The organism is Cupriavidus phytorum, assembly GCF_003254285.1.
GTDB lineage: Bacteria > Pseudomonadota > Gammaproteobacteria > Burkholderiales > Burkholderiaceae > Cupriavidus > Cupriavidus phytorum.
The window spans coordinates 418772-444381 of the sequence record NZ_QKZN01000002.1 but is presented as its reverse complement, the minus strand read 5'-3'; the positions used below and the strand labels follow the sequence as shown (position 1 = coordinate 444381).

At 68.3% G+C, this 25610-nt stretch carries 25 protein-coding genes; 2 read left to right on the top strand and 23 right to left on the bottom strand.

The annotated features are described in order from the left end of the window. Window positions 1-30: 30 nt before the first annotated feature. Window positions 31-732 (bottom strand): haloacid dehalogenase type II, encoded by a 702-nt coding sequence (locus tag C7416_RS07450; RefSeq protein WP_111517811.1) that lies wholly within the window; start codon window positions 730-732, stop codon window positions 31-33. Between the two features lie 304 nt (window positions 733-1036). Between C7416_RS07450 and C7416_RS07445 the strand changes: the two genes are divergently transcribed. Further along, a complete protein-coding gene (locus tag C7416_RS07445) occupies window positions 1037-1987 on the top strand; it encodes a LysR family transcriptional regulator (RefSeq protein ID WP_111517810.1) in 951 nt (316 codons plus the stop codon). A gap of 179 nt (window positions 1988-2166) precedes the next feature. Beyond that, complete coding sequence (locus C7416_RS07440; RefSeq protein WP_012353026.1) at window positions 2167-2601, top strand: universal stress protein; 435 nt, start codon at window positions 2167-2169, stop codon at window positions 2599-2601. A gap of 87 nt (window positions 2602-2688) precedes the next feature. On the opposite strand, the gene loiP is transcribed toward C7416_RS07440, so the two are convergent. From loiP to C7416_RS07330, 22 genes are all read right to left on the bottom strand, one after another. Next, the gene (gene loiP, locus C7416_RS07435; RefSeq protein ID WP_111517809.1) at window positions 2689-3450 is read right to left on the bottom strand and encodes a metalloprotease LoiP; all 762 of its coding nucleotides are present in this window, start codon (window positions 3448-3450) and stop codon (window positions 2689-2691) included. Between the two features lie 620 nt (window positions 3451-4070). Next, window positions 4071-5366 carry an isocitrate lyase gene (gene aceA, locus C7416_RS07430; RefSeq protein WP_111517808.1) on the bottom strand — a complete coding sequence of 432 codons (1296 nt, stop codon included), beginning with the start codon at window positions 5364-5366 and terminating at the stop codon, window positions 4071-4073. Between the two features lie 574 nt (window positions 5367-5940). Continuing rightward, entirely contained in the window at window positions 5941-6357 is a 417-nt protein-coding gene (locus tag C7416_RS07425) for a gamma-glutamylcyclotransferase family protein (protein WP_111517807.1), read from the bottom strand. Between the two features lie 2 nt (window positions 6358-6359). Continuing rightward, window positions 6360-6857, bottom strand: a complete 498-nt coding sequence (gene rraA / locus C7416_RS07420) for a ribonuclease E activity regulator RraA (protein WP_111517806.1) — start codon at window positions 6855-6857, stop codon at window positions 6360-6362. 46 nt (window positions 6858-6903) lie between these two features. Further along, the gene (locus C7416_RS07415) at window positions 6904-8643 is read right to left on the bottom strand and encodes a thiamine pyrophosphate-binding protein (protein ID WP_373424946.1); all 1740 of its coding nucleotides are present in this window, start codon (window positions 8641-8643) and stop codon (window positions 6904-6906) included. A gap of 56 nt (window positions 8644-8699) precedes the next feature. Beyond that, window positions 8700-9962: an MFS transporter gene (locus tag C7416_RS07410; protein ID WP_111517804.1), complete on the bottom strand. Its 1263-nt coding sequence runs from the start codon at window positions 9960-9962 to the stop codon at window positions 8700-8702. Between the two features lie 153 nt (window positions 9963-10115). After that, complete coding sequence (locus C7416_RS07405; RefSeq protein WP_111517803.1) at window positions 10116-10940, bottom strand: LytR/AlgR family response regulator transcription factor; 825 nt, start codon at window positions 10938-10940, stop codon at window positions 10116-10118. A 106-nt stretch (window positions 10941-11046) separates the two neighbouring features. Continuing rightward, on the bottom strand, window positions 11047-12222 hold the full coding sequence (locus C7416_RS07400) for a sensor histidine kinase (RefSeq protein ID WP_111517802.1): 1176 nt from the start codon (window positions 12220-12222) through the stop codon (window positions 11047-11049). Window positions 12223-12282: 60 nt separating this feature from the next. Next, window positions 12283-12702, bottom strand: coding sequence for a DUF962 domain-containing protein (locus tag C7416_RS07395; protein WP_111517801.1), 420 nt, complete (start codon window positions 12700-12702; stop codon window positions 12283-12285). Window positions 12703-12950: 248 nt separating this feature from the next. Further along, window positions 12951-13895, bottom strand: a complete 945-nt coding sequence (locus tag C7416_RS07390) for a CysB family HTH-type transcriptional regulator (protein WP_111517800.1) — start codon at window positions 13893-13895, stop codon at window positions 12951-12953. Next, window positions 13892-15004: a sulfate/molybdate ABC transporter ATP-binding protein gene (locus tag C7416_RS07385; protein ID WP_111517799.1), complete on the bottom strand. Its 1113-nt coding sequence runs from the start codon at window positions 15002-15004 to the stop codon at window positions 13892-13894. The genes C7416_RS07390 and C7416_RS07385 overlap by 4 nt, the downstream gene beginning before the upstream one ends. Then, a complete protein-coding gene (gene cysW / locus C7416_RS07380; RefSeq protein ID WP_111517798.1) occupies window positions 15001-15942 on the bottom strand; it encodes a sulfate ABC transporter permease subunit CysW in 942 nt (313 codons plus the stop codon). The genes C7416_RS07385 and cysW overlap by 4 nt, the downstream gene beginning before the upstream one ends. 1 nt (window position 15943) lies before the next feature. Continuing rightward, a complete protein-coding gene (gene cysT, locus C7416_RS07375; protein ID WP_111517797.1) occupies window positions 15944-16912 on the bottom strand; it encodes a sulfate ABC transporter permease subunit CysT in 969 nt (322 codons plus the stop codon). Between the two features lie 157 nt (window positions 16913-17069). Further along, complete coding sequence (locus tag C7416_RS07370) at window positions 17070-17741, bottom strand: RBBP9/YdeN family alpha/beta hydrolase (RefSeq protein WP_111517796.1); 672 nt, start codon at window positions 17739-17741, stop codon at window positions 17070-17072. Beyond that, window positions 17738-18610, bottom strand: coding sequence for an EAL domain-containing protein (locus tag C7416_RS07365; RefSeq protein ID WP_111517795.1), 873 nt, complete (start codon window positions 18608-18610; stop codon window positions 17738-17740). The genes C7416_RS07370 and C7416_RS07365 overlap by 4 nt, the downstream gene beginning before the upstream one ends. Before the next feature lie 152 nt (window positions 18611-18762). After that, entirely contained in the window at window positions 18763-19674 is a 912-nt protein-coding gene (locus C7416_RS07360; RefSeq protein ID WP_111517794.1) for an ATP-binding cassette domain-containing protein, read from the bottom strand. A 35-nt stretch (window positions 19675-19709) separates the two neighbouring features. After that, window positions 19710-20513, bottom strand: coding sequence for an aliphatic sulfonate ABC transporter permease SsuC (ssuC, locus tag C7416_RS07355; RefSeq protein WP_111517793.1), 804 nt, complete (start codon window positions 20511-20513; stop codon window positions 19710-19712). A gap of 10 nt (window positions 20514-20523) precedes the next feature. Beyond that, on the bottom strand, window positions 20524-21696 hold the full coding sequence (gene ssuD / locus C7416_RS07350; protein ID WP_111517792.1) for an FMNH2-dependent alkanesulfonate monooxygenase: 1173 nt from the start codon (window positions 21694-21696) through the stop codon (window positions 20524-20526). 30 nt (window positions 21697-21726) lie between these two features. After that, window positions 21727-22755: a sulfonate ABC transporter substrate-binding protein gene (locus C7416_RS07345; RefSeq protein WP_111517791.1), complete on the bottom strand. Its 1029-nt coding sequence runs from the start codon at window positions 22753-22755 to the stop codon at window positions 21727-21729. Window positions 22756-22913: 158 nt separating this feature from the next. After that, the gene (gene ssuE / locus C7416_RS07340) at window positions 22914-23537 is read right to left on the bottom strand and encodes an NADPH-dependent FMN reductase (RefSeq protein WP_111517790.1); all 624 of its coding nucleotides are present in this window, start codon (window positions 23535-23537) and stop codon (window positions 22914-22916) included. 74 nt (window positions 23538-23611) lie between these two features. Further along, a complete protein-coding gene (locus C7416_RS07335) occupies window positions 23612-24616 on the bottom strand; it encodes a sulfate ABC transporter substrate-binding protein (protein ID WP_111517789.1) in 1005 nt (334 codons plus the stop codon). Between the two features lie 400 nt (window positions 24617-25016). Further along, window positions 25017-25559 (bottom strand): ferritin-like domain-containing protein, encoded by a 543-nt coding sequence (locus tag C7416_RS07330; RefSeq protein ID WP_111517788.1) that lies wholly within the window; start codon window positions 25557-25559, stop codon window positions 25017-25019. Between the last annotated feature and the right edge of the window lie 51 nt (window positions 25560-25610).

Here is a 25610-nt window from a genome sequence, read left to right as displayed (position 1 = left end):
TAGCGATAGCTTGGGTTGTTGGGCGCCCTGCTATGCCGCCACGCCGTGGGCGCGGACGAAATCGAGCAGGTCGTTCATGTCGTGACCGGTGCCGGAGGGGGCTACGTCGAGCCGCTCCGCCGGATGGCCGGCACGGTTGATCCAGAAAGTGGTGTAGCCATACCAGGTGGCGCCGCAGGCGTCCCAGCCGTTGGACGAGACGAACAGCATCTCCTGCGCATCCAGGCCGAAGGCGAGCGGCCCAAGCGCATAGGCGGCCGGCGCGGTCTTGTACTGGCGCACCGCATCGACCGACAGCACGTGGTCGAACAGCCCGTGCATGCCGGCGCTCTTGACCGAGATGTCGAGCATCTCCGCGTTGCCGTTGGACAGGATGCCCAGCGGCAGCCCCGCCTTGCGCAGGCGCTTCAGTGCCCCCAGGTTTTCCGGGAACGCCGACAGGCACGCATATTCCTTGAGCAGCTGCGCCTCGGCGGCTTCGTCCAGCGGCAGACCCAGGCGCTCGGCGGCGTAGCGCAGCGCGTCCACAGTGATGGCCCAGAACGGCTTGTAGTGCGCACCGTCGGGCGCGGCCATAGTGCGGATGCGCGTGTAGTCGATCTGGCGGTCGCGCCACAGCAGCGCCAGCGCCTCGCCGCGGCCCGGGAACAGCTGCTCCGCGCGCGCGGTGACGGAATACACGTCGAACAGCGTGCCATAGGCATCGAAGACGACGGCGCGGATCTTGTTCATGGGAGCCTGGACAACCTGCAACGGTACGGGGCGACTTATGGGCCGACTTGGTGAGCGGCGGCCAGACCACAGCTGCGTGGCTCTGTACACCATTGAATGCATCGAATTGTAGGGAGACGCTGCAGTGCGGCAAAGAGGTCGTCGGTCACTTGATCTTTTACTTTTACACAACTAATCTTGGCTGACTAAAACCAGACTCCGCACCAAATCCTCTTCACTGGTGACCAAAGGCCCGCCGTGGCACGCCTTGCGTGGCCAGCGCGGCACCCTGCGGGATCTCCCGTGCAACTCAGGCGAAACATTCGTGGACCATTTCAAACAACTGGAGACCTTTGTATCCGTCGCCTCGCGCGGTAGCCTGTCCGCCGCCGCCGCGGCCGAGGGCGTGGCGCCCGCGATCATCGGCCGGCGCATCGATGCCCTGGAAGAGCGGCTGGGCGTCAAGCTGCTGGTGCGGACCACGCGCAAGATCAGCCTGACCTTCGAGGGCTCGGCGTTCCTGGAGGATTGCCAGCGCATCCTGAACGACCTGCACAACGCCGAGGCCAGCGTCTCGGCCGGCGGCGTCAAGGCCAGCGGCCACCTGCGCGTGACCGCGCCGGCCGGCTATGGACGCAAGCACGTGGCGCCGCTGGTGCCGCTGTTCATCGAGTCGCACCCTGATGTATCCATCACGCTCGACCTCTCCGACCGCGTGGTCGACCTGGTCAACGAAGGCTTCGACTGCGCCATCCGCCTGGGCGACCTGCCCGATTCCAGCCTGGTGTCGATCCGGCTCGCCGAAACCCGCCGCGTGGTGGTGGCCGCACCGGAATACCTGGCGCGCGCCGGGCGCCCGAACACGCCTGAGGACCTGCAGCGGCATAACTGCCTCGCCTTCGGCGCCAGCGCCAACATGCAGCGCGGCTGGGTGTTCCAGGAAGAGGGCCGCGCCTTGACCGTGAAGGTCGGCGGCACCATGGAATGCAGCGACGGCGCGGTGCTGCACGAGTGGTGCCTGCAAGGCAACGGGCTGGCCTGGCGCTCGTGGTGGGAAGTCGGCAGCGAGATTGCCAGCGGACGGCTGGTGACGGTACTGGACGAGTTCCAGGCGCCGCCGATCGGCATCCATGCGGTGTTCCCGCAGCGCAAGCACCTGCCGCTGCGGGTGCGGCTGTTTATCGACCACCTGAAGAACACCTACGGCAATCCGTCCTACTGGCGGCGCGCCGAGCAGGCCGCGGCGCTGCCCGTGGCGGAAGTGCTGGCGGACTGAACCCGCGGCAGGCCACGGGCGTGCCGAGGATCCATCCGGATGCCATTGACATTACGCAATGACCTTCTCGGCACACTGACTACAATGGATTCAAGACAGGCGTTGCCCGGCGCCGCGGCCCTGCCGCGAACCGGCGGGCCGCCGCCCTGCCCCGACCCTAGTCAGCCAAGGAGCCCCGCATGTTCCAACATATCCTGCTTCCCACCGACGGCTCGGAACTCTCCAAGAAAGCCATCAACGGCGGACTGGAGCTCGCCAAGGCCATCGGCGCGCGCGTCACGGCCTATGTCTGCCTGGAGGAATACCCGTACACGCCGTTCAGCGAGATCGTGGTCGAGGCCCCGCAGGCATTCAAGGACCGCATCGAGAACCAGGCCAAGCTGTATCTGAAAGAGGTCGAGAACCTGGCCACGGCGGCCGGCGTGACCTTCGACGCCGACATGTCGACCTTTGCCGTGCCCTACCTCGGCATCATCGATGCCGCCGAGCGCCACGGCTGCGACGTGATCTTCATGGCCTCGCACGGCCGGCGCGGCCTGTCCGGCCTGCTGCTAGGCAGCGAGACGCAGAAGGTGCTGACCCATACCGACATTCCGGTGATCGTCTACCGCTGAACCCCAGCGCAGCGCGCAAAAGCGCCAAAGCAAAACCGCCCGCACCGGCATGACCGGTGCGGGCGGTTTTTTTCTGGCACAGGCGGCTTACGAAGCCTTGCTCATGCGCTGCTCGATATGCTTGGCGCGGTCGTCCGAGCCCGGGTGCGACGAGAACATGCTGGACTTGCCGCCGTCGAGCTTGGCCAGCTTCTGGAATGCCGTGACCAGGCCCTTGGTGCTGGCCTTGTTCTTGGTCAGCAGGTCGAACGAATAGTCGTCGGCAGCGGTCTCCTGCGACTGCGAGAACTGCGCGTTGATCAGCTTCTCGCCCAGCTCGCCCAGCTGCGATTGCGACAGCGCCGCCACCGCGCCATTGCCGGCCGACGCCGCCGCGCCGCGCGCCGCGGTGGCGGTGTAGGCCACCTGCATGGCCTTCTTGGTGTGGCCCAGCGCCACGTGGCCCAGCTCGTGGCCCAGCACGCCGCGCACTTCGTCGTCGGTCATCATGTCCATCAGGCCGCTGTAGACACGCACGCAGCCGTTGGCCATGGCCCAGGCGTTGACCTCCTTGGTCATGTAGACCTTGGCGTTGACGTTGGGCACGTCGCTGTTCTTCAGCACGCTCATGATCTTGACCAGGCGCTTGCTGTAGGTGCTGTTGGCAGCGGCGATCTTGTTGGTCTTGTCCGATTCCGCGCAGGCCTGGTCCGACAGGCTCTTGACGTCGGCGTCGGACAGCGTGGCAGCCTTGGCCAGCGAGGTGCCGGCGCTCAGCATGCCGTCGACATTGGTGGGCATGCCGCCGGAACAGCCGGCCAGCAGTGCCGCCGCGATGGCGCAGGCAGCGAGCGAGAGAGTTGCTTTCATGATGTTGTTCTGGATGAAGTGGCTCGGAGAGTGCCGATAAAGGCTCCGGCACTTTAAGCCATCTGTCCGCGCCAGGGAATCACCCAAATGCTGCAAGCCGCCAGAAATGACAATTTGTTGCATTTGGACAATCTCTCAGATCGAAGTCCGTAAGCATTGCGACGGCCCAGGCGCGTTTGGGGCAGACGGGCGCTCAATGCCGTGTGGCCCATCCGCACCGCAACAAACCTTTACAAATCCGTCCGTGAAATCACGGATCGGTGCCCTAGCCTGTTCCCATGCTTTCGAGGGAGACGGCCATGCCTTCGTCACGGGACACCTTCAAATTGCGTCGACCTGGGCGTCGCACCATGAACTGGCACGACGTCGCCCTGATCGCGCTTGGATGGGTTGGCCTGTGTCTCGGTGTGGGGTGGACGCTCTCCAAGGCGGCTGGCACCTTCGAGTGAATCGCCGGTATGCGCTCCCGCATCCGGCGCATATATGGGAGTCGCATTGAGAATAAAAAAATCGCGCCGTCCCTGAGAGAGAACGGCGCGTCGCCTAAAAGAGAGAGCGTGATGGTCGCACGCCCTCCCGATCCCGCCGGACCCACGAGCCGGCGGGAGTGACCAGGAGAGTCAGGCCACTTTCTTGTCTTCGAAGAACTGCTCGTCTTCGGTCGAACCCTTCAGCGCGGTCGTCGACGACTGGCCGCCTTCGATGGTCTGGGTCACGGCGTCGAAGTAACCGGTGCCGACTTCGCGCTGGTGCTTGACCGCGGTGAAGCCCTTCTCTGCGGCCTTGAACTCGGCTTCCTGCAGTTCGACGAATGCGCTCATCTGGTTGCGGGCATAGCCGTAGGCCAGGTTGAACATCGAGTAGTTGAGCGAGTGGAAGCCGGCCAGCGTGATGAACTGGAACTTGTAGCCCATCGCGCCCAGTTCGCGCTGGAACCTGGCGATGGTGGCGTCGTCCAGGTTCTTCTTCCAGTTGAACGACGGCGAGCAGTTGTAGGCCAGCATCTTGCCCGGGAAGCGCGCGTGCACGGCCTCGGCAAATTTCTTGGCGAACTCCAGGTCCGGCTTGCCGGTTTCGCACCACACCAGGTCAGCGACCTCGGCATAGGCCAGCGCGCGCGAGACCGACTGTTCCAGGCCGTTGCGGACGCGGTAGAAGCCTTCGACGGTGCGCTCGCCGGTGCAGAACGGCTTGTCGTTGTCGTCGATGTCCGAGGTCAGCAGGTCGGCGGCTTCGGCGTCGGTGCGGGCGATCACCAGCGTCGGCACGCCGGAGACGTCGGCAGCCAGGCGCGCGGCGGTCAGCTTGGCGACGGCTTCGCGGGTCGGCACCAGCACCTTGCCGCCCATATGGCCGCACTTCTTCACCGAAGCAAGCTGGTCCTCGAAGTGCACACCGGCGGCGCCCGCCTCGATCATGGCCTTCATCAGTTCGAAGGCATTCAGCACGCCGCCGAAGCCCGCTTCCGCGTCGGCGACGATGGGGGCGAAGAAGTCGGTGTCGCCCGAGCCTTCGCTCCACTGGATCTGGTCGGCGCGCTGGAAGGTGTTATTGATGCGCTTGACCACCTGCGGCACCGAGTTGGCCGGATACAGCGACTGGTCGGGGTACATCTCCCCGGCCAGGTTGGCGTCGCCGGCGACCTGCCAGCCCGACAGGTAGATCGCCTTCAGGCCCGCCTTGACCTGCTGCATGGCCTGGTTGCCGGTCAGCGCGCCGAGCGAGTTGACGAACGGCTCGGTATGCAGCAGGTGCCACAGCTTTTCGGCACCACGGCGCGCCAGGGTGTGCTCGACCTGAACCGAACCGCGCAGGCGCACCACGTCCTCGGCGGTGAAATTACGCTTGATGCCCTTCCAGCGCGGATTGGTGTCCCAGTCTTTTTGCAGGGCCTGGATCTGCTCTTGGCGGTTCATGGTCGCTCTCCTGAACGTGATTGGGAATGCTGGGGATCTCGTGCTCGCCTGACCCGGGGCTGCGTCGCGTCGCCGATGCGTCGGCCGCTGTTTTCGTGCCCGGCGTCCTGTGTCTTATATAAGAGTGTAGAGAACGCTACCGCGCTGCAACAACCCCGACCTCTGGAATAGACCAAGATTTATTTGTTTTTTAAATCAATGCTTTATATAAAATATTTCATGATGCGGGACAGAGTCTTTCATCATGAGAAATGGCGTTGTGCTTCGCAAATCGGTATTTTTGCGGTTCAAAACCTTTTTCCACATTGTGAAAAATCAGCCGAACGGCTAGTTAAGGCGACTGGCGCGCAACACCGCCGAGGCCGGCGCGCTTTCGATATGGTCGACAAACGGCCAGGCGCACGTCGCCGGCATTGATCCAGCACGTTTGCGGCGAGATTTGTTGTGGGATTTGCTGCGGGACTTACGGAGCGTGCATGGCCGTCGGTTCCATCGCTCGATGTCATGGTCGGCCATGCTACGCAAAAGCAAACGGCGCCGCGAATGGGCGCCGCTGTTTGAAACGCGCGGGGATTCAGGCCGCGGCCGTATCGCGGGCGCGGCGATAGGCCACCCAGTCACCGCCGTCGATGCGCGGCAGCGCGGCGGCCGCGGCGTCGGCCACCGGGTACAGCAGGCAGGTGACGGGCTGGCCGTTGTGCTGCACCGCCTGTTCCTCGCGCACGAACAGCGTGGCCTGTCCTGGATAGACCTCCTCGATCTCGTCCAGCACCGGCAGCAGGGCGTCGGCAATCTCGTAGATGTCGCCGACCACCGGTCCGCCGCCGGCGTCCAGCACCAGGCCGGGATAAGTGCCGAAGTCATAAAGCCTGCCGGCTACCGTGCCGGTGCCCAGCAGCGTGGGCGCGGCAATGCCGTGGCGCAGGGCCGCGGCGTTCAGGTCGTTGACCTCGCCGGCGCGCAACGTGCCATAGACGAAGACGCGCGGCATGCTCAGCGCTCCAGCGCTTCGTCGGCGACCAGGATCCCGTCGACGTCGACGTAGATCCAGTTGCCCGGGCGCACCACCGCGCCCGGCATCTGCACCGCGACCTCGCTCTCGCCGACGTTGCGCTTCTGGCTCTTCTGCGGATGCGCGGCCAGCGCGCGGATGCCGATGTCGCACACGTCCAGCTCGGCGGTATCGCGGATGCACCCGTTGACGACGATGCCGACCCAGCCGTTCTTCTCTGCCAGCAGGCCCAGGTTGCCACCCACCAGCGCGCAGCGCAGCGAGCCGCCGCCGTCGACCACCAGCACGCGCCCGCGGCCCGGCGACTCCAGCGTGGCGCGCACCAGCGAGTTGTCTTCGAACACCTTGAGCGTCGCGGCCGGACCGGCAAACGCCGGCTGCTTGCCGAAGGCGCGGAACACCGGCGCCATCACGCGCAGCGTGCCGTCGGCAAGACGGTCTTCATGCGCGTCGCACAGGTCGGTGGTGACGGGCTTCATCTCGGGTCTCCTGGTCGATAAGAAAAAATGTTGTGGCCGCGTAGCGTCATGGCTTCCGGCTGGCCAGCGCCTGCGCCCGGATCGCGCTCAGCGTGGTGCGCGGCGTGATCACGTCCGGGTCCACCTGGATTTCGATCAGCGTCGACACGGGCGCCGCCAGCGCCTCGCGCAAGGCCGGCGCAAAGGCCTCGGTCGTGGTCACGGTGGCGCCGCGTGCCCCGTAGGCGCGCGCCAGCGCGGCAAAGTCGGGATTGTGCAGCTCGGTGCCGGACACGTGCGTCGGGTATTCGCGTTCCTGGTGCATGCGGATGGTGCCGTACATGCCGTTGTTGACGACGATGATGATGACCGGCGCCTGGTATTGCATCGAAGTAGCAAGTTCCTGGCCATTCATCAGGAAGCAGCCGTCACCCGCCAGCGCCACCACGGTACGCCGCGGGAAGGCGATCTTGGCACCGACTGCCGCCGGCACGCCGTAGCCCATCGCGCCGCTGGTCGGCGCCAGCTGGCCGCGGCCGCCGCTGGTGAACGGGCGATAGTGGAAATAGCGGTGCAGCCAGCCGGCATAGTTGCCGGCGCCGTTGGTCACCACCGCGTCGTCCGGCAGCATCTGGTCCAGCGTGCGGATGACTTCGGCCATGTCGACGCCCTGCCCCGTGAACGGCGGCGGCTGCAGGTAGCGCTCGTAATCGGCATGCGCGGCCTCGGTCCACGCTTTCCAGCGTGGCGCGCTGGGTGGTTGCAGGCCGGCCAGGCGCGCGGCGATGGCCGGCATCGCGGCCTGGATCATCAAATCGGCCTGGTACACGCTGCCCAGCTCTTCGGCGCCGGCATGCACATGGACCAGCTTCTGGGCCGGCCGCGGCGCCGCGATCAGCGCGTAGCCTCCGGTGGTCATCTCGCCCAGCCGCGGGCCGATCGCGAGCACCAGGTCGGCATTGCGGACGCGCTCGGCCAGCGCGGGATTGATGCCAATGCCGACATCGCCGGCGTAGTTGGGATGGCGGTTGTCGAACAGGTCCTGGCCACGGAAGGCGCAGCCCACCGGCAGCGCGAAGCGCTCGGCAAAGGCCTGCAGGTCGGCGCAGGCCTGCGGGGTCCAGCCGCTGCCACCGGCCAGCACGAACGGGCGCTCGGCGGCCTGGAGCATCTCGGCCAGCCGCGCCAGCTCGGCCTCGCCGGGCCAGGCCATGACGCGCTGGTAGGCCTGCAGCTGCGGCACCGCGGCGGTTTGCGCCAGCATGTCCTCGGGCAGCGCCAGCACCACCGGGCCGGGCCGGCCCGAGGTGGCGGTCTGGTAGGCGCGCGCGATGTATTCGGGGATGCGCTCGACCCGGTCGATCTGCGCCACCCACTTGGCCATCTGGCCGAACATGCGGCGGTAGTCGATTTCCTGGAAGGCCTCGCGGTCCATGAAGTCGGTGCCGACCTGGCCGATGAACAGGATCATCGGGGTCGAGTCCTGGAACGCGGTATGCACGCCGATGCTGGCATTGGTGGCGCCCGGCCCACGCGTGCAGAACGCCAGCCCGGGGCGGCCGGTCAGCTTGCCGTAGGCCTCGGCCATCACCGCGGCCCCGCCCTCCTGGCGGCAGACGATGAAGCGCAGCCGGTCGCGGCGGCGGTGGAAGCCGTCGAGCACCGCCAGGTAGCTTTCGCCCGGCACGCCGAAGGCCAGTTCGGCCCCGTGCGCCAGCAGCGCATCGACCAGGATATGCCCGCCCGGCAGCGGCGCGCCGCGATCGGTGTCTTCAGGCTGGGTGGCGTTGGCCGGCGTCATTGGCATGGAAACGTTCCTCAGGCAAGCGGATTCGGAAAGCGGCGGGCAGGCTGGCGGAGTGGCTAGGCGGCCTCCGCCCGGCCCGCGGCCTGGCTGCGCGAGCGGTTGCCGTTGCCCACGGTCACCGCGGTGAAGATCGACAGCAGCTGGAAGCCGCCGATCATGAAGAAAACCCAGGCCGGCAGCCTGGCGTCCATCAGCGCGCCGAAGAACAGCGGGCCGCAGGCCAGGCCAATATCCAGCCCCGAGTAGACCACGCCGTAGACGCGCCCGGTGGCGCCGGCCGGCGCTGCCGCACGCACCAGCAGGTCGCGCGAGGGCCCGGCGGTGCCGGCGCCAAAGCCGATCACGCCCATCAGTACCGGCACCAGCAGCGCCGGCACCAGGTTCAGCCCCACCAGCACTGCCATCAGGCCCGACACGGTGAAGCTGACCGCGATCAGCCGGTCATGGTTGCTGGTGCGGCTGGCGGCAAAGCCGCCGACGATCATGCCGCCGGCGCTGCACAGCATGTAGACGGTGTAGGACGCGGTCGCCAGCGTGAACGGCATGCCGTACAGGTAGGTCAGCGCGGTGGGGGCGAAGCTCTGGATGCCTGCGGCGGAGAACGTCGTCAGCAGGAAGAAGCCCCAGCACACCCATACCTGGGGCAGGCGCAGGAATCCCAGTACGCTCCCACCCGCGGCCGCCGTCCGGGCGGCGGGCCGGCCCACGGCGCCCTGCACTTCGCGCGGGTCCAGCACGTGGCGCAGCGCCACCAGCACGGCCAGTACGATGAAAGCCACCGCCGAGGCGGCCGCCAGCGCCACGCGCCAGCTCGCCAGGTTGGCGATCGCCACCAGGAACAGCGGCGCCGCGGCCCAGCCCAGGTTGCCGGAAATGCCGTGCACCGAGAACGCGTGGCCCAGCCGCGGCTGCGACACATGCTTGTTCAGCAGCGTGAAGTCGGCCGGATGGAACACGCCGTTGCCCAGGCCCGCCACCGCCGCGCCGAACAGCAGCCCGGCATAGCCGCCGCTGGCCGACAGCAGCAAGGCCGCGGCGCCCAGGCAGGCCAGCCCGCCGAACAGCACCGGCCGCGCGCCGAAGCGGTCGACCACGAAGCCCGACGCGGTCTGGACCACCGCCGACACCGCGAAGAACACTGTCATCAGCAGGCCCAGCTCGGCATAGCTCAACCCGAACTCGGCCTTGATCCATGGGAACAGCGGCGCCAGCAGCAAGTGGTAGAAGTGCGAGACCCCATGCGCCAGCCCCACCAGCCCGATCACCTGGGCGTCGTGGCGAAGGGAATTTGGCGTGGGCTCGAGGGCGGCGATGGACATGGCGCGGGCGGTCGGAGGGGCAATGCGGTGGGCTGGGCGGCGGGCAAAAAAATACGGGCCGAAGCCCGCATCATAGAGGAAAACCCCTGTCCGCTGCTGGCAGGTGGCGGCCACGCCGCCTCCGTGCCGGCCGATCTTGGCCCACCCCCGCCGTCACATCTGCTTGAACAGGTGCGCGTACTGGCGCGCCACCGGCAGCAGCTCCGGCCGGTCGCGCAGCCGCAGCGACAGCCGGCCCAGCGACTGGTTGACCGCGCTGGCGACGCAGCTGATGTTGACCACGGTGCCGCGGTGCACCTGCCAGAAGCGCTCCGGATCGAGCTGCTGGGTCAGCTCGCGCAAGCTGGTGCGGATCAGCGCCTCGCCGGCGCCCGAGACCACGTTGACGTACTTGTCGGTGGCTTCCAGGTAGATCACTTCGTCGACCGGGATGATGCGCACCTCCTGCCCCACCAGCGCCTTGATAAAGCGCAGGTACTGGCGCTGCGGCGCGCCGGCCGCGCCCGGCGCGGCATGCTCGAGCGATTCCAGCCGCGCCAGCAGCTGGCCGAGCCGGTCGGTCTCGGCCACCGTGGCTTCATCGTCGTCGTTTTCCGCTTCCGCGGGGGCGGCCAGCCGGTCCTTCAGGCGCTGCACGGTCGCTTCCAGCCGTTCGCGCTGCACCGGCTTGAGCACATAGTCGACCGCGGCGCGCTCGAAGGCCTCCAGCGCAAACTGGTCGTAGGCGGTGACGAACACCACCAGCGGCGGGGCATCGAATTCGATCAGCTCGCGCGCCACGTCCATGCCGCTCATGCCAGGCATGCGGATATCGAGGAAGGCCACGCGCGGCTGGTGTTCGCGCGCCGCCGCCAGCGCGGCCACGCCGTCGTGGACCACGGACACGACCCGCGCCTCGGGCCACAGGGCCGCCAGTTCGGATTCCAGCACGCGGGCGAGCAGCGCTTCGTCGTCGGCAATCAGCAGGGTCGGGGTCATGGGGGCGTGGGGGCGTTGTCGTTAGCAGCTTCGTGGCGCTGCAGGCGCCGGCACGGGCGAAACCTGCAGCGCTTGTTGTTTCAGGTGAGCCGACAGCGAGTGCGCGTCAGAGCCGTGGCATGGCGGGGGCGGATACCGGCATGCCCTCCGGCATGGCGGTGACGGTCTGGGTCAGGGTGGGCGCCTCGGCCGGGCGCTCCAGCGGCAAGGTCAGCCGCACCACCACGCCGCGCGGCGTGTTTTCTTCCATCTGCATGCTCGCCGCCGCGCCGAAGATACGCGCCAGGCGCTCGCGCACATGGGTGATGCCCAGCCCCGAGCCCTTGCCCGAGGCATGGCCGAAACCCACCCCGGTATCGGCGATCACCACCTGCACCGCGTTGTCGCCTGCGGCGCGCGCCGACAGCCGGATATGGCCGCCGATCATGCAGGGTTCGATGCCGTGCGTGACCGCGTTTTCCACCAGCGGCTGGATCAGCATCGGCGGGATCTCGACCTTCGCCAGTTCGCGCGGCAGGTCGATGTCGTACGAGAGCCGCTGGCCGAAGCGCATGGCCTGGATCTCGAGGTAGCTGCGCAGCAGCTCGAACTCCTGACGCAGCGTGCATTGCTCGGCGCGGGTATGCGCCAGCGACATGCGCAGGAAGCCGATCAGCCGCTGCAGCAGCTGCCGCGCCGCGGGCGGATCGGTAGCGATCAGGCCGTCGAGGTTGGCCAGCGAGTTGAACAGGAAGTGCGGCTCGATCTGCGCCTGCAGCGCCATCAGCTGCGCGCGCACCAGCTGCTTTTCGGCTTCCTCGCGCTGCAGCGCGTCCAGCGCGGCCTGGCGCTCCAGCGATGCCAGCTTTTCGCGCGACCAGTAGAAGTAGATCATCGACGCGGCTGCCAGCATGCCCACCACCAGGCACATGCGCAGCATGCCGCCGGCCTCGTCGGCCGACTTCGGCGGCAGGTCCAGCACCACGCGCGTGGCCCAGCTGCCGAACACCACGCCGGCGGGCACCGCCGCGGCGGCCAGCAGCAGGAAGGGCCAGCGGCGCGGCCGGTCGTTCCACCAGATCACCACGCGCGGGATGTCGATCAGCGCCCAGATCGACAGCCCGATCAGCTGGCTGTAGACGAAGTTGTGCCACAGCGAGCCGCCGGTCTGGAAGCCGTAGTTCAGGCTGATGGCGATCACCGAGTTCATGCACAGCACGAACAGCAGGTCGCGCCCGAGGATATTCAGGCGGGACGGAATGGCGGTGCAGGCGTGTGTGAAGCAGCGGTCCATGGCGTTCATGTTAGCGCGGCTTTCGCCATGCGCAATACAGCGGGTGATGTGACGGCGACATGGGGCGAGTCAGCCACCCTGCCCTGTCACATCGCCGGACCGCGCCGGAGTGGGCGCGGACGCGGGCACAGGCGCCGCGCCGCGGCCCGCCAGCGCGTGCCACCATTGACCGGACAGCACATAGCGCGGAAAGGTGATCCACTGCTCGGCGAGGATGCGTCCGGCGATGTCGGCCGGTCCGGCAAACGGCTCCGGCGCATGGGCCTCGAGCCGGTGGCCGCGGCCTTGCAGCGCCATCGACATGCCCATGCACACCAGCCCCAGCGCGATCGCAGGCAGGTTCAGGCGCAACAGGCCATAGAGGCCCAGCACGGTGCCAGCCATGAACATCGGCACGGCCACGATATGCAGCAGCAGGTTGCGGGGATGCTGGTGGTTGCGGGCATAGCCGCGCCACTGCCAGCGCAGTAGCGGTTCGTCGTCGCGCATGATCGTCTCTCTCTCCCTTGCCCGGTCCTTGCCGACCGGCGGCCGTGCGCAAGCTTTGTTGCGCTGCGGTACACGTGTGGCGCCTGACCGGAACGCCAGCGCAGGGACGTGCAGGGAATGTACCCCGGCCAGGGATCTGAAGAAAGTCTGTTGCGACGAATGGCGGGCACGGGGTGCGAACGGCACCGGGCAGGTGCGGATGGCGTACCTGCCGGCCCGTGCGGGTGCCGCCGGCGCCGCGCGCCGGGTCAGGCGGCCAGGGCCTGGCGGTCCTGCTCGGACAGCGCGCTGCTGACGGTGTCGCGCGACAGGTGCGGCGCGAACATGTTGATGAAGGCGTGCGCATAGCCGCGCAGGTAGGCGCCGCGACGCACCGCCACGCTGGTGGTGTTGGGCGCGAACAGGTGGTCGGCCGAGATCCGCACCAGCCCGGAGTCCTTGCGTTCGTCATAGGCCATCGACGCGATGATGCCCACGCCCAGGTCGAGTTCGGCATAGGTCTTGATCACGTCGGCATCGAGCGCCGTCAGCACGATCTCCGGCTGCAGGCCCGCCTCGGCAAAGGCGCTGTCGATCTTGCGGCGGCCGGTGAAACCGGCGTCGTAGGTGATCAGCTGGAAGTTCGCGACGTCTTCGAGCGTCGGTTCCGGCAGGCGCGTCAGCGGATGGTCCGGCGACACCACCAGCACGTGCTGCCAGCTGTAGGCCTCGAACGAGGTCAGCCCGGCCTCGGTCGCCAGCGCCTCGGTGGCGATGCCGATATCGGCCTGCCCGGTCAGCAGCAGCTCGACGATATGCGTTGGCGACGCCTCCTGCAGTGCGAGCGTCACATGCGGGTATTCGCGGCGGAACGCCTGCACCACGCGCGGCAAGGCGTAGCGCGCCTGGGTGTGGGTGGTGGCGACGGTGAGCCGGCCGGTGTGGCGGCCCGCATATTCGTCGCCGGCCTGGCGCAGGTTCTCGGCCTCGAGCAGCAGCCGCTCGACGATGCGCACGATCTCGCGGCCGGGCTCGGTCAGCCCGGTCAGGCGCTTGCCGTAGCGCTCGAAGATCTCCACCCCCAGCTCCTCCTCCAGCTCGCGGATCTGGCGCGACACGCCGGGCTGCGAGGTGTAGAGCGCGTTGGCGACCTCGGTCAGGTTGAACTGGCGGCGCACCGCCTCGCGGATCGAACGGAGTTGCTGGAAGTTCATCGTGCGGCCTCTTGCTTTTGGATGGGGGCGGAGCCGTTGGCTTGCGTAAAGACGCGCAGCTGGCGCGGGCGCACGGCAAGCAGCTCGCCCTCGCGGAAGCCCGCGTGGCGGAAGCGCTCGAGCGGCAGCGCCACCTCGATCACGTCCTGGTTGTCTTCGCGCTCGAGCTCGAGCTGCGCCACCGGGCCCAGCGTCAGCGCGCGGCGCAGCGTCACGGCGATGCCGTCGGCGCCGGGTGCATAGCGCTCCAGGTCCAGATCGTGCGGGCGGACATAGGCGACCGCATCGCCGGCGGTCTCGTGGCCGCTGCCGACCACCGGCAGCACCGCCTCGCCGGTATGCAGCAGGCCGCCGCTCTCGCCCACTTCCAGCCGGCCGTGGAACAGGTTCACGTTGCCGAGGAAGCCGAACACGAATGGCGTGGCGGGATGGTTGTAGACCGCCTCGGGCGAGCCGTGCTGCTCGACGCGGCCGCGGTTCATCAGCACTACCTGGTCAGCCACTTCCAGCGCTTCTTCCTGGTCGTGCGTGACGAACACGCTGGTCACGTGCAGCTCGTCGTGCAGGCGCCGCAGCCAGCGGCGCAGTTCCTTGCGCACCTTGGCATCGAGCGCGCCGAAGGGCTCGTCGAGCAGCAGCACGCGTGGCTCCACCGCCAGCGCCCGTGCCAGCGCGATGCGCTGGCGCTGGCCGCCGGACAGCTGCGCCGGGTAGCGGTCGGCGAGCCAGTCGAGCTGGACCAGGTCCAGCAGCGCATGCACCTTCTCGCGGATCTGTGCTTCGCTGGGGCGCTCGGCGCGCGGCTTCACGCGCAGGCCGAAGGCGACGTTCTCGAACACGCTCATATGCTTGAACAGCGCGTAATGCTGGAACACGAAGCCCACCTGGCGCTGGCGCACATGCTGGTCCGACGCATCGCGCCCGGCCAGCACGATCTGACCGGCATCGGCGCGCTCCAGCCCGGCGATGATGCGCAGCAGCGTGGTCTTGCCGCAGCCCGAAGGCCCCAGCAGCGCGGTCAGCTCGCCCTCGTCGAAATCGAGCGAGACATTGTCCAGCGCGACGAAATCGCCAAAGCGCTTCTCTACGTTCTTGACCTGGATGCTCATGATGCTTGTCCTTGCACTGAAGCCGGCAGGCTTGCCAGCGGCCGCTCCGGCGCGGCCTCTTCGGTTTCCTTGCGGGCGCGGAATTCCACCAGCGTCTTGATGCCCAGCGTAATCAGCGCCAGCAGTGTCAGCAGCGACGCTACCGCGAACGCGGCCGCGAAGTTGTACTCGTTGTAGAGGATCTCCACGTGCAGCGGCATGGTGTTGGTCAGTCCGCGGATATGGCCCGACACCACCGACACCGCGCCGAACTCGCCCATCGCGCGCGCATTGCACAAGATCACGCCGTACAGCAGGCCCCAGCGGATATTGGGCAGCGTGATATGGCGGAAGGTCTGCCAGCCCGACGCGCCCAGCACGATCGCGGCCTCTTCTTCTTCGCTGCCCTGCGCCTGCATCAGCGGAATCAGCTCGCGCGCGACGAAGGGGAATGTGACGAAGATGGTGGCCAGCACGATGCCCGGCACCGCGAACATGATCTTGATGTCGTGCGCTTCCAGCCATGGACCCAGCCAGCCCTGCGCGCCGAACAGCAGCACATAGACCAGGCCGGAGATCACCGGCGACACCGAGAACGGCAGATCGATCAGCGTGATCAGCAGGTTCTTGCCGCGGAAGTCGAACTTGGCGATGGCCCACGCCGCCGCCACGCCGAACACCACGTTCAGCGGCACCGCGATCGCCGCCACCGTCAGCGTGAGCTGGATCGCGGCCAGCGCGTCGGGCTCGACCAGCGCTTCCCAGTAGGTCTGCACGCCCTTGCGCAGGGCTTCATAGAACACCGATGCCAGCGGCACGAACAGGAACAGCGTCAGGAACAACACCGCCAGCGCGATCAGGGTGTAGCGCACCCATGGCGCCTCGCCGGTGGCGTCGAAGCGGTGATGTCCCCTGGCGCTGCCGTGCCCGCCGAGGCGTCCCGAGATCGATCCGGCCATCTCAGAACTCCTTGCCCGCAGCGGGCGCTTCAGCGGCCAGCGCGGCGCGCGCACCCGACTGGTGGCGGCGCGTCCAGGCCTGCAGCAGGTTGATCAGCAGCAGCAGCGCGAACGAGATCACCAGCATCACCACCGCCACCGCGGTGGCGCCGGCGTAGTCGTACTGCTCCAGCTTGGAATAGATCATCAGCGGCGCGATCTCGGACACCATCGGCATGTTGCCCGAGATGAATACCACCGAGCCGTACTCGCCGGTGGCGCGCGCGAACGACAGCGCAAAGCCGGTCAGCAGCGCCGGCAGGATCGCCGGCAGGATCACGCGGCGGAAGGTCTGCAGCCGGTTGGCGCCGAGGCTGGCGGCGGCCTCTTCCAGCTCCTGCTCGACGTCTTCCAGCACCGGCTGCACCGTGCGCACCACGAACGGCAGGCCGATAAAGGTCAGCGCCACCACCACGCCCAGCGGCGTGAACGCGACCTTGATGCCGAGCGGCTCCAGGTAGCGGCCGATCCAGCCATTGCCGGCGAACAGCGCGGTCAGCGCGATGCCCGCCACCGCGGTCGGCAGCGCGAACGGCAGGTCGACCAGCGCATCGATCAGGCGCTTGCCGGCAAAGCGGTAGCGCACCAGCACCCACGCCACGATCAGCCCGAACACCGTATTGACGATGGCCGCGATCAGCGACGCGCCGAAGCTCAGCTGCAGCGATGCCACCACGCGCGGCGCCGTGATCGAGGTCCAGAACGCGTCCCACGTCATCGTGAACGTCTTCAGGAACGTGGCCGACAGCGGCACCAGCACGATCAGCGTCAGGTAGAACAGCGTGAAGCCAAGCGACAGGCCGAAGCCCGGCAGCACGGTGAAGCGCTGCGTGGACGGGTGGCGCGGCGCGGGCGCCGAGCCGGAACCGGACTCGGGCACGCGGGGCGCCGCCGGCGGCGGCGCGTCCGCCAGGGAAATGGATGGAGGCATGTCGTCTCGTCTGTGAGCGGTGCGCTGCCAGGCCTGTTGGCCCGGTCCGGCACGCCGTTCTTTATGACACCGGCAACTAAGGCGCCGGCTTACGAGACAGATTCTGCAGAGCCGTCTTTATAAAAAGAACGAATCTTTATGAATTTTCTTAGACGGTTTAGATATAAGGGACCGTCGGGGCGACTTCGAGTCCTGCCTCCCAAGGGGTGCCTGAAGCACTTTGAGTGCCGGTATCGCCCCTCTGGGCGATGCGCTGCACCAGCGTATCGAGCAGCGCGAGCCCTTCGGGCCACTCGCCGAGTCCCGAGTCGGCATTGATGTGGCCGAGATGGCCAACGTCGACCAGTTCGCTGCCCCACAGCGTGCCCCACGAGAACGCGGTGCGCTGTGGCATCCACGGGTCGTTGCGACTGGCCGCGAGGATGGTCGGGAACGGCAGCCGGTAGGCGGGCAGCAACGCCGCCACGCCGAACTTGTCCGGATCGGCCGGCGCCACCAGCAAGGCGCCGGCGATGCCGACCGGGTCCAGCGCCGCCTGGCGCAGCGTCGCCAGGCAGCCGAAGCTGTGCGCCACCAGCACCGCGCCGCGCGCGGCCACGCGCCGGGCCCGCATCACGCCTTCGGAAACGCGCTCGGCCCACAGCGGCAGGCTCGGGCGCGACCAGTCATGCTGCTCGACCCGCTGCCAGTCCGGAAACTGCTGCTCCCAGCGGCTCTGCCAGTGCCCCGGACCGCTGCCGTGCAGGCCGGGCACCGTCAGCACCTGCAGATGGCGGGGAATTTCCAGCCGCGTGGCACGGCCGGGTGCGGTCCTGTCCGATGGCGTCATACCGGCTCCTCGTTCAGTGCATGCAAGGTCGCGGCATGGGATGCAGCGACCGATCGATCCGCCGCGCGCAGCGCGGCCGCATTCACCAGCCCGCCGGCAAAGGCACCCTGCCCCAGGCCGATGCCGGCGGCCTGCAGGCGCTCGATGCTCTCGGCGTCCTGCAGGCGCCGCCCGATCAGCGTGACGCCGGCGCTGGCCGCGCTGGCGCGCAGGCCGGAGAGCTGGCGGTCGGTCCAGGTGCGGCGCATGTCGAGCTTGAGCCAGTCCGGCAGTGCATGCGCCATCAGCGCCCCCGCCTCCGCCGGATCCGACGCCTGCAGGCTCACTGCGAAGCCATTGCGCCGGTAGTTGCCGACCACATGCAGCAGCAGTGCGAGGTCGTCGTTGGCGCTGGCCGGCACCTGGATCACAAAGCGCTCCAGCGGCAACCCCAGCGACTGCAGCGCGCGCCGGAACGCCGCGCCGTGGTCGTCGGCCACCGCGGCGAGCAGCCGGTTGTGCACGTTCAGCACCAGCTTGTGCTCGCCGTCCGCGGCAAAGTAGTTGATGGCATGCAGCAGGCGCGAGAGCCGATCCAGCGACACCAGGGTGTGATCGTCGGCCGCCATCGCGAACAGCTTCCATGCCGCCAGGCCGACGCCGTCCTCGGCATAGGTATGGATCGCGCCTTCATGCGCCACCACCTGCCGGTCCGCCAGCGTCACCAGCGGCTCGAACGCGCTGGTCAGCGAGCAGTTGAAGAACTGGCCCTGCACCTGCCCGCGCGCATCGCGCCACAGTTGCCGGTCCGCCAGTGGCTGGCGCGGCAGCGATTCGAGATAGCGTTGGAGCGCAGACGCTGCGCCCGTGGGTTCATGCACGCCTGGCATGGTGATCCTTGGGTTGACCGGCCATTCGGGAGGTTCTGGGCCGGCGGTCTGATTGATAAGGGCAGGCGCGGCGCCAGCGGCGGCCTGCCTGCTCATGATAGAAGCCTGGCAGGCGCCGGCGTATGAAGATTTAGGACTGTCGATATGCGCCGTCAGGCAGCCCAGCTCACATCCAGCGGCGGTGCGGCGGGCACGGCAGCCTGCGCGCCGGCCGCTGCGGCGGCCGGCGACGGCCGCATCACCCGCTGCAGCACCTCGGCTTCCAGTTGCGCAAAAGCCGCGGCGCCGCGTTCGCGCGGCCGTGCCAGCGCCACGCGCGTGTCCATGGCGATGCGGCCGTCCTCGATCAGCACGATGCGGTCGGCCAGCGCCACCGCTTCGGAGACATCGTGCGTGACCAGCAGCGCGGTAAAGCCCAGCCGGCGCCACAGCGATTCGATCAGCGCCTGCATTTCGATGCGCGTCAGCGCATCCAGCGCGCCCAGCGGTTCGTCGAGCAGCAACAGCTGCGGGTGGTGCACCAGCGCGCGCGCCAGCGCAACGCGCTGGCGCTGGCCGCCGGACAGCCGTGCCGGCCACGCCTGCGCGCGGTCGGCCAGCCCTACCTGCGCCAGCACCTGCGCTGCTTCGGCGCGGCGTGCGCGCGGCAGGCCCAGCGCCACGTTGTCCAGCACGCGCTTCCACGGCAGCAGCCGCGCGTCCTGGAACATCACGCGCACGTCGGCCTGGCGCGCCCGGCCCGTGGCGGCGGAGTCGCCATCGATGGCAATGCTGCCGCCGTCGGCCGCTTCCAGCCCGGCCACCAGCCGCAGCAAGGTGCTCTTGCCGCAGCCGCTGCGCCCGACGATGGCCAGGAACTCGCCCGGCGCGACCTCCAGCGCCACCTCGTGCAGCACCGTGCGGCCGTCGTAGCGCTTGACCACCTGGTTCACGCGCAGCGCCACGCCGCCCGCGGTCCTGGGGGGCACCGCGCGCGCCACGTCCGCGACAGCGGACGCCTCTCGTCGCGCCAGGCCCGCTTCCAGCTCGGCCAGGGCCGCCCGTTCCACCGGATACATCTGCATCTCGCTCTCCTTGCCTTGATTGGTTGCCGCGCCGCTCAGGCCGCGGCGTAGCCCGGGTGCCAGCGCAGCCAGTAGCGCTCCAGCCCGCGCGACAGCCAGTCGGCCAGCTTGCCCAGCAGGGCATAGAGCAGGATGCCGACCAGCACCACGTCGGTTTGCAGGAATTCGCGCGCGTTCATGGTCATGTAGCCGATGCCCGCTTGCGCGGAGATGGTTTCCGCGACGATCAGCACCACCCACATCAGCCCCAGCGCAAAGCGCACGCCCACCAGGATGCCCGGCAGCGCGCCTGGCAGGATCACTTCGCGATACAGCTGCCAGCCGGACAAGCCGTAGCTGCGCGCCATCTCCACCAGCCCCGCGTCGACCGAGCGGATGCCGTGGTAGGTGTTCAGGTACACCGGGAAAAACACGCCCAGCGACACCAGGAACAGCTTGGCGCTCTCGTCGATGCCGAACCACAGGATCACCAGCGGGATCAGCGCCAGCGCCGGGATGTTGCGCACCATCTGCAGCGTGCTGTCGAGCAGCGTGGCGGCGCTGCGGAAGGTACCGGTCAGCAGCCCCAGCAGCAGGCCCAGCCCGCCGCCAATGGCAAACCCCAGCAGCGCGCGCCAGGTGCTGACACCGACGTGCCGCCACAGCTCGCCCGAGCGCGCCAGCTCCCACGCGGCCTGCACCACGGCCAGCGGGGCCGGCAGCACGCGGCTGGACAGCCAGCCGTGCTGCGACGCCAGCTGCCACGCGACGATCAGCAGCACCGGCACGATCCACGGCGCCGCGGCGCGCCACAAGGCCCGCGGCGCCTGGCGCGACGGCGGTAGCAGCGGAGCGGTCATGGTTGCCTCCTCAGCTTTGCGCGGCGCGCGGCACGATGCCGGTCGCCATGACTTCACCGAACGGGCCGGACAGGACCTTGCCCGGCAGCGTGTCGAACTTCGCGCGCACCGCGCGCGGCAGCAGCGGGAACACCAGTTCGGCGAAACGGTAGGCTTCTTCCAGGTGCGGATAGCCGGACAGCACGAAGGTGTCGATGCCCAGCGCGGCGTATTCGCGCAGGCGCTCGGCCACGGTATGCGGGTCGCCCACCAGCGCGGTGCCGGCGCCGCCGCGCACCAGGCCGACACCGGCCCACAGGTTGGGGCTGATCTCCAGCGCCTCGCGCGTGCGGCGCGTGCCGCCCGCATGCAGCGCGGCCATGCGGCGCTGGCCTTCGGAATCCATGTTGGCGAACACGGCCTGCGCGCGTGCCACCGTCTCGTCGTCGAGCCGGCTGATCAGGTCCTCGGCGGCGGCCCATGCCGCGGCATCGGTCTCGCGCACGATCACGTGCAGGCGGATGCCGAACTTGACCGTGCGGCCGTGGCGCGCGGCGTGGCGGCGCACGTCGTCCAGCTTCTGCGCCACCGCCGCGGGCGGCTCGCCCCAGGTCAGGTAGGTATCGACCTGCTCGCCCGCCAGCGCATGCGCCGGCGCCGACGAGCCGCCGAAGTACACCGGCGGATGCGGCCGCTGCAGCGGCGGGTACAGCACGGTGGCGCCCTTCACGCTCAGGTGCCTGCCCTCGTAGTCGACCTTGTCGCCGTCATGGCTCGCGGCGAGCACCTGGCGCCAGATGCGCAGGAATTCGGCCGAGGCCTCGTAACGCTCGGTGTGGTCGAGGAACAGGCCGTCACCCTCGAGCTCGGCGCGATCGCCGCCGGTGACGAGGTTGATCAGCAAGCGCCCGTTGGAAACGCGGTCGAAGGTCGCCGCCATGCGCGCGGCCAGCGTCGGTGCCATCAGGCCCGGGCGTACCGCGACCAGGAATTTCAGGCGCTGCGTCACCGCGGCCAGCGCCGATGCCACCACCCACGGGTCTTCGCATGAGCGGCCCGTCGGGATCAGCACGCCTTCATAGCCGAGCGTATCGGCGGCCACAGCGACCTGCTTGAGGTAATCGAAACCGACCGCGCGCGCGCCTTCGGAGGTGCCCAGGTAGCGGCTGTCGCCATGGGTGGGGATGAACCAGAATACTTGCATGTCGTGCTCCTGTTCTGCTTGGCTGGCGGGTCAGCGCCTGGCCTGCTGCTGCGGCGCGGCCCAGCGCGCGTCGGCGACCTTGACCGGCTTGGGAATCAGCTTCAGCGCGTGAAACGCATCGGCAATGCGTTGCTGCTCGGCCAGCACCTCGGCGCTAACCGGGCGCGCGCCGTACGAGAAGCGCGACACCGCAAGCGCGAGCACATCGGCCGGCAGCCCGGTTTCACCGGTAAGCACCGTGGTGGCCTCCTTCGGGTGCTGTTGCGCCCAGGTGCCCAACGTGGCCAGTTCATCCAGGATCAGGCTGACGATCTCCGGCCGGGCCTGGGCATAGGGGCGCGACGCCAGGTAGAACTGGTGGTTGCTGACCACGTTCTTGCCATCCGCACCGCGGCCATCGGCCAGCACGCGCGCGCCCAGCTGCTTCTCGGCGGCGGCGAGGAACGGGTCCCAGATCACCCACGCATCGACAGCGCCGCGCTCGAAGGCGGCGCGCGCATCGGCCGGCGGCAGGTAGACCGGCTGGATCTCGCCGTAGGGAATGCCGGCCTGCTCCAGCTGGCGCACCAGCAGGTAATGCACGTTCGAGCCCTTGTTCAGCGCCACGCGCTTGCCGCGCAGGTCGGCCACCGAGCGCAGCGCCGAGCCCCTGGGCACGACGATGGCCTCGGCCACCGGCGCCGGCGGCTCGTTGCCGACATAGACCAGTTGCGCACCGGCGGCCTGCGCGAAGATCGGCGGCGCCTCGCCGACGGTGCCGAAGTCGATGGCGCCGACATTGAGTCCTTCAAGCAATTGCGGCCCTGCCGGGAACTCGGTCCACTTGACGCTGATGCCTTGCGGCGCGAGGCGCTTCTCCAGCGTGCCGCGCGCCTTCAGCAGCGTCAGCGTGCCGTACTTCTGGTAGCCGATGCGCAGCACCTTGGGGTCGATGTGGTTCGATTGCGCCTGCGCGCGGCCGGGCAGCAGCCCGTAGGCCAGGCCCGTGGCAAGCACCAGCGCTGCGGTGATGAGTCGGCGGCGCTGGCTTGCGGTGCGCAGCGGGTTGGTCGTTGTCATGTGAAGTCCTCCATGGCTCGCGACGATGTGCTGCGGGCCAGATCGATGTCCGGGATGGTTGCGGCAGCACGCCGCCCTGCCGGCCCCGCGTGGCGGGTGGCATCGCGTCGCTGCCGTCGCGCCGGACTGGCCGGCGCCACTACAGTCAAGCCATCAGTTCAGGCGGAACATCGCTCGGCCACCGCGATCGCGGCGGCACGCTGGACATAGGCGCCGGGCACCACGTCGAGCGGCACTTCGATGCGGGCATGCGCCAGCGCATCGCGCACGCGCAGCACGCCTTCGTCCAGCCGCGCCGTCAGCGCGGCATCGAAGCGCGCCTGGCGCGCGCCGGCGGCATCGACCGCTTCGATCTGCTGGTCCACGGCAAAGATGCCGGGCAGGATCTGGCGCGAGCCGAGCGCGGCCAGCACCGGCCGCAGGGCATAGTCGATCGCCAGCGCATGCGCCAGGCTGCCGCCCGTGGCGATCGGCAGCACGATCTTGTCGCGCAGCCCGGTCTGCGGCAGCAGGTCCAGGAAGGCCTTGAGCAGGCCGCTGTAGGCGGCCTTGTAGACCGGCGTGGCCAGTACCACCACCTGCGCCTCGGCCACGGCACGCGTGGCGGCATCGATGGCCGGGTCGTCGGCGCGCGCGGCCAGCAGCGGGCCGGCGGGAAGGTCGCGCAGGTCGAGGTGGCGGGTGCGTTCGCCGGCAGCCTCGAGCGCCGAGCGCAGGTGCGCCAGCACGAGACCGGAGCGGGACTGGGCCGACGGGCTGCCGGAGAGCGTCAGGATGGACATCGGGCTTCCTTGTTCGGATCGACCGGTCGACGCCGCGGCCGCCCCACGCGGCCCGGCGCTCCAGTCTGGGGGTCTTATTTCTTGCCGGGCTGGTAGATCTGGTCGAACGAGCCGCCGTCGGCAAAGTGGGTCTTCTGCGCCTTCTGCCAGCCGCCGAACACCTCGTCGATGGTGAACAGCTTCACCTTCGGGAAATTGGCGGCGTACTTGGCAGCGACCTTCTGCGAGATCGGGCGGTAGTAGTTCTTCGCCGCGATCTCCTGACCTTCGTCGGTGTACAGGAACTGCAGGTAGGCCTCGGCCGCCTTGCGCGTGCCCTTCTTGTCGACCACCTTGTCGACCACCGCCACCGGCGGCTCGGCCAGGATCGACACCGACGGCGCGACGATGTCGAACTTGTCCGGGCCCAGCTCCTTGATCGCCAGGATCGCTTCGTTCTCCCACGCGATCAGCACATCGCCCAGGCCGCGTTCGACAAAGGTAGTGGTGGCGCCGCGCGCGCCCGAATCCAGCACCGGCACATGCTTGAGCAGTTCGCCGACGAACTCGCGCGCCTTGGCATCGTTGCCGCCCGGCTGGCGCAGCGCATAACCCCACGCCGCCAGATAGTTCCAGCGCGCGCCGCCCGAGGTCTTGGGGTTGGGGGTGATCACCTGCACCCCGGGCTTGACCAGGTCGCCCCAGTCCTTGATGCCCTTGGGATTGCCCTTGCGCACCAGGAACACGATGGTCGAGGTGTACGGCGAGGCGTTGTGCGGCAGGCGCTTCTGCCAGTCCGGCTTGATCAGGCCCTTCTCGGCGATGGCGTCGATGTCATAGCCCAGCGCCAGCGTGACCACGTCGGCATCGAGCCCGTCGATCACCGAGCGCGCCTGCTTGCCCGAGCCGCCGTGCGACTGGCGCACGTTCACGGCGTCGCCGCCCTGGGCCTTCCAGGCCTTGGCGAAGGCGGCGTTGACGTCGACATACAGCTCGCGCGTCGGGTCGTAGGAAACGTTCAGCAGGTTGGCAGCGCTTGCGGTCTGCGCCGCGCCGATTGCTGCCAGCACGGCCAGGCCGATGGCCAGTTTGCGAATCATCTTGTGTTGCTCCCGTCAGTGTCGTGAATGGCGCCGTGCGCCTGTTTGCGTCGCCCGCCCTGGGGCCCGGCTTGTGTCAGGAGCAAGACTACCGACGGGGCATTCCGAACGGAACGAAGGGTTTCGCCGATCCTTCGCCGTTTTCTGCATAAGATCCGGCGGAAATATGGGCATACCCGGGAAGGGTATCCACAGGCGCAGTGGGGTCGATCACTCAAGTGGCTCAACCGGCACGCCCAAAAGAAAACGCCCGCACCGGCAAACCGGTGCGGGCGAAGTTTCCATTCTGGAAACGGGTAGACAAGTCATGAAGAGCGCCCCCGCATCTCCATGACAGGGCAGATCTTATCGGCCCGGCCGCCGCCGCGGCTTGACCCATATCAAGTGCGCGGCAATCGCATCAGCTGCCGCCCTGCCGGCTCAGCAGGTCGGCCATCTCGTCGGCATGCTCCTCTTCCACGGCCAGGATCGATTCCATCAGCCGGCGCGAGGTCGGGTCGCGCTCGCCCAGAAACTGGATGATCTCCCGGTAGCTGTCGATGGCAATGCGCTCGGCCACCAGGTCTTCCTTGATCATGTCGGTCAGCGAGGTGCCGGCCACATACTCCGCATGCGAGCGGCTGGTCAGCCCGTCCGGGGCAAAATCGGGCTCGCCGCCCAGTTGCACGATGCGCTCGGCAATCTGGTCGGCATGGCCCTGCTCTTCATTCGAATGCGCCAGGAATTCATCGGCCACGCTCTTCGAGTTCGGCCCCTTGGCCATGTAGTAGTGGCGGCGGTAGCGCAACACGCAGACCAGTTCGGTCGCCAGCGCGTCGTTCAGCAACTTCAGCACGGTGTCGCGGTCGGCCGCATAGCCCGCGGTCACCGCCCCCTCGTCGATGTGCTGACGCGCACGCTCGCGCAGGGTCTTGACGTCTGTGAGGAAAGGCTTGTCGTTCATAAAGGGCTCCTGGGGGATGGGGCTGCGGCGCAGCGCCTTGTGCGGAAACTC

Coding starts and splice junctions, on each gene's coding strand:
- C7416_RS07440 (WP_012353026.1), top strand. CDS start 2,167: ATGTTCCAACATATCCTGCTTCCCACCGACGGCTCGGAACTCTCCAAG.
- rraA (WP_111517806.1), bottom strand. CDS start 6,857: ATGAAGCCCGTCACCACCGACCTGTGCGACGCGCATGAAGACCGTCTT.
- C7416_RS07405 (WP_111517803.1), bottom strand. CDS start 10,940: ATGACCCCGACCCTGCTGATTGCCGACGACGAAGCGCTGCTCGCCCGC.
- ssuD (WP_111517792.1), bottom strand. CDS start 21,696: ATGCAAGTATTCTGGTTCATCCCCACCCATGGCGACAGCCGCTACCTG.
- C7416_RS07365 (WP_111517795.1), bottom strand. CDS start 18,610: ATGCCAGGCGTGCATGAACCCACGGGCGCAGCGTCTGCGCTCCAACGC.
- C7416_RS07345 (WP_111517791.1), bottom strand. CDS start 22,755: ATGACAACGACCAACCCGCTGCGCACCGCAAGCCAGCGCCGCCGACTC.
- C7416_RS07450 (WP_111517811.1), bottom strand. CDS start 732: ATGAACAAGATCCGCGCCGTCGTCTTCGATGCCTATGGCACGCTGTTC.
- loiP (WP_111517809.1), bottom strand. CDS start 3,450: ATGAAAGCAACTCTCTCGCTCGCTGCCTGCGCCATCGCGGCGGCACTG.
- C7416_RS07330 (WP_111517788.1), bottom strand. CDS start 25,559: ATGAACGACAAGCCTTTCCTCACAGACGTCAAGACCCTGCGCGAGCGT.
- C7416_RS07410 (WP_111517804.1), bottom strand. CDS start 9,962: ATGTCCATCGCCGCCCTCGAGCCCACGCCAAATTCCCTTCGCCACGAC.
- C7416_RS07360 (WP_111517794.1), bottom strand. CDS start 19,674: ATGCAGATGTATCCGGTGGAACGGGCGGCCCTGGCCGAGCTGGAAGCG.
- C7416_RS07400 (WP_111517802.1), bottom strand. CDS start 12,222: ATGAACGCCATGGACCGCTGCTTCACACACGCCTGCACCGCCATTCCG.
- C7416_RS07335 (WP_111517789.1), bottom strand. CDS start 24,616: ATGATTCGCAAACTGGCCATCGGCCTGGCCGTGCTGGCAGCAATCGGC.
- ssuE (WP_111517790.1), bottom strand. CDS start 23,537: ATGTCCATCCTGACGCTCTCCGGCAGCCCGTCGGCCCAGTCCCGCTCC.
- C7416_RS07370 (WP_111517796.1), bottom strand. CDS start 17,741: ATGACGCCATCGGACAGGACCGCACCCGGCCGTGCCACGCGGCTGGAA.
- cysW (WP_111517798.1), bottom strand. CDS start 15,942: ATGGCCGGATCGATCTCGGGACGCCTCGGCGGGCACGGCAGCGCCAGG.
- C7416_RS07415 (WP_373424946.1), bottom strand. CDS start 8,643: ATGCCAATGACGCCGGCCAACGCCACCCAGCCTGAAGACACCGATCGC.
- C7416_RS07425 (WP_111517807.1), bottom strand. CDS start 6,357: ATGCCGCGCGTCTTCGTCTATGGCACGTTGCGCGCCGGCGAGGTCAAC.
- ssuC (WP_111517793.1), bottom strand. CDS start 20,513: ATGACCGCTCCGCTGCTACCGCCGTCGCGCCAGGCGCCGCGGGCCTTG.
- cysT (WP_111517797.1), bottom strand. CDS start 16,912: ATGCCTCCATCCATTTCCCTGGCGGACGCGCCGCCGCCGGCGGCGCCC.
- aceA (WP_111517808.1), bottom strand. CDS start 5,366: ATGAACCGCCAAGAGCAGATCCAGGCCCTGCAAAAAGACTGGGACACC.
- C7416_RS07395 (WP_111517801.1), bottom strand. CDS start 12,702: ATGCGCGACGACGAACCGCTACTGCGCTGGCAGTGGCGCGGCTATGCC.
- C7416_RS07385 (WP_111517799.1), bottom strand. CDS start 15,004: ATGAGCATCCAGGTCAAGAACGTAGAGAAGCGCTTTGGCGATTTCGTC.
- C7416_RS07390 (WP_111517800.1), bottom strand. CDS start 13,895: ATGAACTTCCAGCAACTCCGTTCGATCCGCGAGGCGGTGCGCCGCCAG.